The organism is Paenibacillus sp. 01T422 (assembly GCF_056398785.1).
Genome location: NZ_JBFTQB010000157.1, coordinates 1 through 9,221, shown reverse-complemented (window position 1 = coordinate 9,221; position 9,221 = coordinate 1). Strand labels below are relative to the sequence as shown.

General features: G+C 47.0%; 8 protein-coding genes and 1 pseudogene. 7 read left to right on the top strand and 2 right to left on the bottom strand.

The genetic code is table 11. The annotated features are described in order from the left end of the window. The 6 genes from AC1DUA_RS11470 to AC1DUA_RS11445 all read left to right on the top strand — a co-directional run. The coding region (locus AC1DUA_RS11470; protein WP_477499870.1) for an extracellular solute-binding protein at positions 1–1,748 on the top strand (1,748 nt) is incomplete at its 5' end. 75 nt (positions 1,749–1,823) lie between these two features. Next, positions 1,824–2,735, top strand: coding sequence for a carbohydrate ABC transporter permease (locus tag AC1DUA_RS11465; protein ID WP_477499869.1), 912 nt, complete (start codon positions 1,824–1,826; stop codon positions 2,733–2,735). Positions 2,736–2,858: 123 nt separating this feature from the next. Then, the gene (locus AC1DUA_RS11460; protein WP_477499868.1) at positions 2,859–3,878 is read left to right on the top strand and encodes a LacI family DNA-binding transcriptional regulator; all 1,020 of its coding nucleotides are present in this window, start codon (positions 2,859–2,861) and stop codon (positions 3,876–3,878) included. 31 nt (positions 3,879–3,909) lie between these two features. Further along, positions 3,910–4,836: a carbohydrate kinase family protein gene (locus AC1DUA_RS11455; RefSeq protein ID WP_477499867.1), complete on the top strand. Its 927-nt coding sequence runs from the start codon at positions 3,910–3,912 to the stop codon at positions 4,834–4,836. Between the two features lie 12 nt (positions 4,837–4,848). Next, entirely contained in the window at positions 4,849–5,790 is a 942-nt protein-coding gene (locus AC1DUA_RS11450; protein WP_477499866.1) for an aldo/keto reductase, read from the top strand. Further along, a complete protein-coding gene (locus AC1DUA_RS11445; RefSeq protein ID WP_477499865.1) occupies positions 5,787–6,542 on the top strand; it encodes a sugar phosphate isomerase/epimerase family protein in 756 nt (251 codons plus the stop codon). The genes AC1DUA_RS11450 and AC1DUA_RS11445 overlap by 4 nt, the downstream gene beginning before the upstream one ends. A gap of 405 nt (positions 6,543–6,947) precedes the next feature. On the opposite strand, the gene AC1DUA_RS11440 is transcribed toward AC1DUA_RS11445, so the two are convergent. After that, positions 6,948–7,403, bottom strand: coding sequence for a bactofilin family protein (locus AC1DUA_RS11440; protein ID WP_477499864.1), 456 nt, complete (start codon positions 7,401–7,403; stop codon positions 6,948–6,950). Then, complete coding sequence (locus tag AC1DUA_RS11435) at positions 7,403–8,404, bottom strand: M23 family metallopeptidase (protein WP_477499863.1); 1,002 nt, start codon at positions 8,402–8,404, stop codon at positions 7,403–7,405. Before AC1DUA_RS11435 ends, AC1DUA_RS11440 begins: the two co-directional genes overlap by 1 nt. A gap of 244 nt (positions 8,405–8,648) precedes the next feature. Between AC1DUA_RS11435 and AC1DUA_RS11430 the strand changes: the two are divergent. Beyond that, positions 8,649–9,221: pseudogene (locus AC1DUA_RS11430) on the top strand (hypothetical protein); the annotation flags it as partial.

The window sequence follows — 9,221 nt, the reverse complement described above, 5'->3', positions numbered from 1 at the left end:
GAAAAGGGGAGTATTGTATGAGCACAAGATGGGTTAAATGGGTTACCATGCCCTTGGCAGCAACCTTGCTGCTAGCGGGATGTGAAAGCTCCACTCAGCCTGCGGGAGGTGGGGACACGATTTCTACGACACCTTCATCTTCAGCCAGCAGCGGCAAGCCCGCAACTTGGATTGCAGACCGAACCATTAAAGGACTACTGTTTATTGACAGCGATGATATAACGAAGGATATCAACCCGGAGATTGCCAAAAAGGTGAAGGAAATGACAGGGATTACGCTGCAAATGGAAGGGGTAAATTCACAGCATGCGATTGATGGACTGGTTGCAGGGCTGGCTTCCAATGATTTGCCGGACTTTATCGTCTATTATCTGAATAACAGCGGCCGCCAGGAAATGCCAGTCATTTTGAAAGCAGCCAAAGAAGACATGTTAACAGATCTAACTCCTCTTTTAAAAGGAACAAAGGTGTTCAGTAAGTACTTGGATGATAAGTATTTACCGCTCGATACGAAAAATGGTGTGATGTTCCGCCCGGAATTTAACGGCTCCAGTTATTTTGTCCATATGAATGTCCAAAGGGAAGGCGGTTATGAAGAACGCAAGTATGTTTCAGGCCCTTACATCCGTAAAGATATTGCCGATAAGCTGAATGTTGATCCACGGACGATTAATACAACGGATCAAGTATATGAGTTGGCACAAAAGATCAAAGAAGGCAACTTCAAAGATAAGAACGGTAAAGATATCATGCCGATTGGACCTCGCTATTGGGGGAACAGCAATCATGAGAACGGATTTCTCTTCAGCGGTTTAACCTGGGGGGCCATTGACCAGGGCTTCGATAAGAATAAGGAGGGTAAAATCGTTCACGAAAGTAAAACGGAATATCCGATGAAGCGTATTGAGTTTGTTCAGAAGCTGTTGAAGGAAAAATTAATGGTGCCTGATTATTACGCTATGCAGGAAAACAAAGCAACGGAGGGAGCAATTAACGGGTCATTTGGCATTATCGGCGATATGCATAACTATCTGGACTTTAATAAGGATATGAGCTATGTCCCATTAGGTCCTATGAATACTGTGGATGGAACATACCGGATGAACGTTGATTATAAGAGCGGGTATATGGCCTGGTCGATTCCGAAAACAACGAAAAATCCACAGGACATCGTCAAATTTGCCGACTTCCTCGCTAGTCGTGAAGGGAAGCTGATCTGGCAGTACGGCCTGGAAGGAAGGGACTACACGCTGGATGCCAAGGGTAATCCATTAGTCAAAAAAGAAGTGCTAGAGCTTCGTAACAAAGACCCGAAAGCAGCTAAAGAATTGGGCTTTGACGGTGTAGGTAATGGCTGGGGTGGTTATCTCGGCAGTACGGATATCAACAGACTGGGTGATTTCGGCGAAATGCAGTATGCTGATGCGGTTTCTCCGGAAGCGAATGCGACACCGCTGAAAATTGCCGACTACTGGGGCTACGATGACAAAAAGAAGAACGCCGTCATTAATGATGGTTATCGTCCACTTTCCTTCATTAACGAGCTCCCGACTGGCAATGAGTTAAAAACAGCCTTATCGAACTACAATGAAAGCATCATTCGCGCCTTTTATGCCAAAAGCATGGATGAAGCGCAGAAAATTCTAGATTCTTCGAAAAAGCAGCTGCAAGCTGCAGGCTTGGACAAATTCGAAGAGCTGCTTCAGAAAAAAGACAGCGACCCAAAAACGAAAGTGATTCTCAAGTAAATTCAAGTTGAGTTGGGAGGCTGGCGCTCCCGTAGGAATGGCGGGAGCGCACTTCTAGTATGGGGAGAGGTTAACGTGGGAAATGAATTCTATAAGCTCTCAGCAGGTGAGAAAATATTTAAGTTCGTTAATTATGCCCTAATTATTCTCCTGTGCTTGTCCATCGTGCTTCCGTTTCTGAATATATTGGCACTTTCCTTTAACGCAGGCAAGGATGCAGAAAGAGGAGGCATTTATTTCTGGCCACGTGTATGGACGCTTGAAAATTACCATGAAGTGTTTACGTCGGCTAATATCGGCAGAGCCTTTGCCATTTCGATATTTCGTACGGCTTTGGGCACGATTGCAGGCGTATTTCTATCCGCCATGGCTGCCTATACGCTAAAAAGCAAGACGATGCCCGGCGTTCGATTTTTTACGCTGATGATTTTCTTTACCATGCTGTTTTCCGGCGGAATTATCCCCTATTATATGCTGCTCAAAAGCTTGCATTTGACGAATACCATCTGGGTCTATGTTCTTCCAGGCCTATATAGTGCGTGGAATCTAATCATCATGCGCACGTTTTTCCAACAAATCAGCATCAGCCTGGAGGAGTCGGCGAAGCTGGATGGTTGCAGCGATTTTGGTATCTTCATGCGGATTATCATGCCGCTAAGTAAGCCTGTGCTGGCAACAATCTCCTTGTTTACCGCAGTGAGTCATTGGAATGATTGGTTCACGGGTGCTTTTTTTGTCAGAACCGCATCGCTGAGACCCTTATCTACCTTGCTGCAGGAGATGTTGACCAAGCAGGATGCCATTCGGGAATCGTTGATGCAGGCAGCAGGTTCGACTCAGTTTCAAATGCTTGAACGGATGCAGCTAACGGGAGATTCTTTGAAAATGGCGACGATTATCGTGGTTGTAGCGCCAATTATTGCGGCATATCCATTTATACAGAAATATTTTGCAAAGGGAGCCATGATCGGATCGGTCAAAGAATAATTGGCCTGCAGCTTAATAATTGTTGATCTTCGTCTTGCCCAATGTGTGATAAAATGTATAAATATGGTTCTGTCGAATAACAGAGAAAAATGTTCATGTTGCGAGTAAGGAAGGATGATAATCATGGCGCCCAAAATCAAAGATGTAGCCCAAAAAGCGGGAGTATCCGTCACTACGGTCTCCAGGGTATTAAACGGGGAGAAATACGTGAAGGACGATCTGAAGGCCAAAGTAAAACGAGCGATTGACGAGCTTGGCTATTCGCCTAGCCATATCGCGAGGAGTTTGGTGCGGAAGAAAACGAACCTGATTGGTGTGATTGTTCCCGATCTAACCTCAAGCTTTTATTCTACGATCTTGAGCAGCATCGAGGAAACGGCGAGTTTGAATGATTACAACCTGCTGGTCTGCAACATTATTGAGGACACGGATAAAGAACTGAAATATTTGAATGTATTTAATGACATGCGTGTGGATGGCATCATTATTATGCATGAGAAGTTAAGCGATGACATACGCAATTTTATTCATAAATTGGATATTCCAATCATTTTTTCAAGTGTAAGACCTATAGATCATAAGTTCATTTCTGTCATTATCGATGATTACGAGGCGGCATATGATGCGACCAAGTATTTATCTGAGCTCGGTCATGAGCGGATTGCCTTTATTGGCGGGGATATGCGAGATGTTACCTCAGGTCAGAACCGTTACGTAGGCTATCGTAATGCTCTGAAAGATCAAGGAGTCAGAATTATCAACGATTATATCCGGTTTGGCGACTATAAGACACAAAGCGGATATGACTTAATGAAGGAATTGCTGGCATGTGAACCTCGTCCCACCGCTTTATTTGCAGTGAGTGACGATATGGCCGTAGGGGCTATGAATTGTATACATGACAATCAGCTCAAAGTTCCAGACGATATATCCATTATCGGCTTTGACGGAAGCCAACTGACGGAACTTGTACGCCCGAGGTTGTCATCTATGGAGCAGCCCATTCAGGATATGGGGAAAATTACGGTGAATACAATGATCCAATTAATCTCGAATCCAACCACCAGTCCGCGGGAAGATTTGATATTGGGACACAAGCTCGTCGTACGCGACAGCTGTAAGGCATATCAGCAAGAGAGATAGGCAGAGAACAGAGCGGAAGAGGGAGAGCGGAGTGAAAAAGTTTGATGCGGTCGTGATCGGCGATGCCAATATTGATCTCGTGGTAGTGGGCTGTAATCAAATCCCTCAACCCGGACAAGAGATATTCGTAAATAACATGATGATGCATGTAGGTGGAGGCGCAGCTTTATTTACGATTGCATTAGCCAAGTTAGGGCTGCATGTCGCATTTGACGGTGTTCTTGGAGATGATGGCTACGGTCATTATATCCGGGAACGTTTTGCTGGATATGGTATCGATACCAGTATGGTCCGAACAAGCGAAACAAGTCGTACTGGTATCACGATTGCCATTAATCCTGAACAGGATCGTTCGTTCATTACCTATGTGGGATCCAATGCTGAGCTGCATGTAGAGACGTTGGATTTCACACAAATCGCGTTAGGCAGGCATGTGCATGTTACCGGCTATAGAGGACGGCGCAACCATAAGGAATTCGTAGCAATGGCTAAGAGATTGAAAGATGCAGGAGTTACCCTTTCTTGCGATGTAGGTTGGGATGATACGGGAGAATGGTATTCGGGCGTTTTTGAGTTGATGCCGTATATGGATGTCTTTCTGATGAACGAAACAGAAGCCCTTCATTATACAGGCTTTGAGCACATCGATGACGGCATAAGCTACATGTCAGATTTTTGCCGTCATGTCGTCGTTAAGCTGGGTCCCAGAGGAGCCGCAGCTATGAAAGACGGCAAGAAGACGACCAGCCCGGGATTCTCGGTCGAGGCCATTGATACGACGGGAGCGGGGGATTCTTTTAACGCTGGATATATGTATGGCTATTTGACGGGGCTTGATGTGGAGACATGCCTGCTGTATGGCAATGTATGCGGAGCTTTGTCAGTTGGAGCTTACGGGGGCAGCACAGGTACACCAGACCGCGAAGGGTTAGAGAGTTTCATCAGACAAAATAGGTGAGGAGGAATTTGAATGAAGGCTATGCATATACAAGGTGTGGACAAAGCCATCTCACGCTTGATCATGGGTACGGGGGATTTGAGGAAATTGGAGGAACCGGAGCGGATGATGCTGGATGCTTATATTCGCGCAGGCGGAAACACCTTCGATACAGCTCATCAATATCGGAATAAAGAGGTCATTCTAGGCCAATGGCTTGCGGAAAAGAAGCTTCGGCAGGAAGTCGTCATTCTCACCAAGGGGGCACATCATGACGATGGCAGTCCTGGTCCACGGGTGAACCCACAAGCGATTCGTAAAGATCTGCTGGAAAGTCTGGATAGATTAGGTACGGATTATGTCGACTTGTATGCCCTCCATCGTGATGATCCTGATGCAGCGATTGGACCCATCATAGAAGAATTGAATGAACAAATTCAGGCATCACGCATCCGGGCTATCGGAGCTTCGAACTGGTCCTTTCAACGCATTCAGGAAGCTAATGAATACGCCTCTTCCCATGGGCTAATTGGGTTTACATTCAGCAGCCCGAATCTAAGCCTTGCCAAGCCGAACGAGCCCAGGTGGGAAGGCTGTGTTTCGGCAGACCGCGACACTTGTTCTTGGCATGGGGTTAATCAACTGCCGCTCCTTGCGTGGTCCTCGCAGGCAGGAGGCTTTTTCTCGGGCCATTTTACACCGGACAATCAGGAAAATCTCGAAATGGTTAGAGTTTACTACAGCGATAACAATTGGGAGCGCTATCGCCGTGCGGCCAAGCTTGCCGCGGGAAAGAACGTCTCCCCGATTCAAATTGCGTTAGCCTATGTGCTGAATCAGCCTTTTCCGACTTGTGCCATTATTGGTCCGAGAAATCTGGAAGAACTTCAATCTTCTATTGAAGCTATGCATATTCCGTTCACGCCGGAAGAGCTTGCGTGGTTAAATCTAGAACGGGAGGGAGCTGCGAAATGATCAGACACAAGTTGGCAGCCCAGTTGTATACAGTAAGAAACGAGCTTAAACAGGACTTTCCCAGCGTGTTACGAGAGTTGAAAAGGATGGGGTGGGCAGCTGTCCAAATTGACGGATTACATGGGTATCCAGCAGCAGATATTGCTGCTGTGATGAAGGAAACGGGACTGCGTACAGCAGGCATGYACGTTGGGTTAGAGCGGATGAAGAGCGATTTGGAAGCTGTGTTGGAGGAAGCAAAACTGTTCGATACCAAAGATTTGATCTGTCATTCCCTACCGAATGGGCTGCAAAATCCGGAAGGTTATCTCAGTGTGCGCAACGATTTGGATCAAGTTGCTGCCCAAGTGAGCAGCTCAGGCCATCGTGTCGGCTACCACAATCATGATTTTGAATTTCATACGACGATGGAAGGGAAGTTTGCGCTCGAATATCTGCTCGAAGACCCGGCCGTGTATCCGGAAATCGATACGTACTGGGTCCAAAAAGCAGGTCAAGATCCGCTATCCTTCATCAGCCAATACGCGTTTCGCATGCCGATTCTTCATTTGAAGGATATGACCGCTGACGGAAGGCAGTATTTTGCCGAGATCGGTACAGGACTAATCGATTTTGCGCCTATTCTGACGTGGGGACTGCAAAATGGCGTCGAGTGGTTCGCCGTGGAGCAGGATTATTGCCCAGGCAGCCCAATGGATAGTCTGGCAATCAGCTTCGCCCATTTGTTGGAGTTGGAGAAAAAATTGCTTTAGGTTGAGCAAGCTACTAGTTACTAGGGACAAGTGATTCATCGACTCGGATGCTCGGTTCCGAGAGGACAGTACCGATTGAGGTCCTTCGGAGGAATAGATGGAGAATCTGCCGTTATTCTTCGCTGTTCGGTAGCAGGGAGTGTAATAACGGTAGAAGCTCCATTTAAATCGCGAGTAACTGGGCGAAACCTGCTAAATCTGGCGGGATTAGCGGTAGAAACCGCAGTTACTTTCCCAAAAGCCGAGCAATCGCGGAATATAACGTGAGGAATCGGCGCTAAGTACAAGTGATTCATCGAATCGGATGCTCGGTCCCGAGAGAACGGTACCCATTGGGGTCTTTCGGACACACACAAATAAGGACTGTCCCCCAAAGAAGCAAGTTTCTTTGGGGGACAGTCCTTATTAATTTCCGCCAGAAGCAGCTTGCTGCTCGTTTTTCTGCTGCTTATGCGCCTGTGCATCGATGACCTTGCCGCCGCTGCTGCCGCCTTTGTCGCTCACCGCTGCGATCTGCATCACGCTGCTGCCTTGGAATATCCCGCCCTCCTGAATAATGAAGGAGCGGACATCGATGTTGCCCACCAGCACGCCGGAGCTGGTGACGATGAGCTTGCCTTTGGTCTGGATGTTGCCTTTCACTTTGCCGGCAATAATGACGTCGCGCGCTTGGATGTTGGATTGGACGACAGCATTTTCGCCWATCGTAATATCGCCTGCACATTCAATGTCACCATGCAGTTGTCCTTCGATACGAAGGCTGGCTTCGGACATGATTTTACCTTCGCAGATGGTACTGCCCCCGATTAACGTGTCCGTTGTTTTCGTATCAATGCGCTTCGATTTTGAGCTTCCGAGCATTAGCGTTCATCCTTTCTATTGCTTATTAGATAAGGGGTTGGGTCAATGGGGACACGGTTTTTCTGTACCTCGTAATGCAGATGAGAACCCGTGCTTCGTCCTGTGGAACCAAGTTGGCCGATCAGTTGACCTTTTGTTACTGATTCTCCGCGTTTGACGAGCATTTTATTCAGATGCATATAACCGGTTTGAATGCCACGCGAATGATCGACAATGATACGGTTGCCGTATTCACTGTCGAAGCTGGCTTCGATCACTTTGCCTGAAGCAGTCGCATAGACGGGATCACCTAACTCGCCGTCGAGGTCAAGGCCCGTATGCATGGATGGCTTGCCAGTGAAGGGATCTCTGCGAATGCCGAAGCCAGAAGTAAGACTATGCGTCGTGATGGGCCAGAGGGTTGGCGTGATGCTCCGCAAATAGTCGGCTTCCTTCAATCGTGCTTCCGACTCGCTGAGATTAATAAGCAGCGCGTTAATATCCCCGACTAAGTTAGAAAGCCCCTGTTTGGTGCTGCTAACAAGCTGAGTCACTTCCTGTGAAGTGACCGGGACTTCGTTGCCTCCAACATCTGAGTTGGAGGCGGAGTCACTTAAAGCGGATAGCTTTTTGCTTGTCCTGTTTGGTTCTTCTGACTGGCTCATCAACTGTATGACGTGATCCAGTTTCTTAATTTCTTCGAGCTTGCCCTTAAACTCATCTGCTTGCTGGGATAAGTCAATCAAATTAGCTTGTAGCTGCTCAAGTTCATTATCTTTAAGTGTAATTTGATTAACTAGTTGGCGTTCTTGTCCATCGAACGTTCGCTGCAAGTTTTCTTTCGTTTGATGGGAGTAGGTATTCATAAAGTAAATCGTGACAAAAAAACCAATCAGCACGAGCAGGATCACGCTAGGCACAATGTACAAGCTACTGTGCGGAAGCTTGAATCTTACGGTACGGCGGTTGGCGCCCGGAATGATCATTAAGGTTAGTTCTTTTTTACCCCATATGAATCTCAACCGATCCTCTTCCTTTCCGTAATAAAGTCCCCCCTCCTTGATTGGATTGTATTCGTAAAGAAGATGAGTCATGCCTAATTTATTATTTTGTAAGAATCAGCCAATGAATTGCTTTGTGTAGGACATACTAAATTTGGGTATTAATTTGGGTGTAGACACCCTGTCCCTACTATCAACTTTTTTATGTGAAGGTACGTCTATAGGGAAGAGTGGCGCAGTACAAGAAATGGAAGGAGTGAAGATAATGTTGAGAAAATATGTACCTATTGTGGCTTTAGCTGTTATGACGCTTACTGGGTGTCAGTCGTCTGGAACAACGAATGGAGCTGTGAATGTTTCCGATTCTCCGCAGTCGACAGCGACTGCAACCTCACAACCGTCCGAGCAACCAACCGTACAACCAACGGATCAAACAACAACTCCCTCTGGGACACCTGTAGCAGGAACCAGTGATAAACCATCGAAAGTTGCTATGACTGGGGTGACGGCTGTCCGTTTGGCGGATGCCAAATCCGGCTGGATAGGTGGTAATGGCTGGATTGCTCATACGGATGACAGCGGTGCAAAGTGGCAGGTTCAATATGAAGGCAAAGGTGATGTCAAACAGTTATTTGCTCTGAATGGCAAAGAAGCTTGGGCGAGTGTCGGGACGGAGGGCAGCTTGCTGAGCACCAAAGATGGAGGCCAACATTGGGCATCTGTTGGTAAAATGCCGAACGCCGCATTCTTTCATTTTGTTTCGAAGGGGGAAGCATTCAGCGGGAATGCTCATACCGTGGATGGCGGTGCAAAATGGACGAATATGCCTGTACCTGAC

Excerpts from the sequence above, each read along its gene's own strand:
- AC1DUA_RS11460 (WP_477499868.1), top strand. The coding sequence starts at position 2,859 with ATGGCGCCCAAAATCAAAGATGTAGCCCAAAAAGCGGGAGTATCCGTC.
- AC1DUA_RS11450 (WP_477499866.1), top strand. The coding sequence starts at position 4,849 with ATGAAGGCTATGCATATACAAGGTGTGGACAAAGCCATCTCACGCTTG.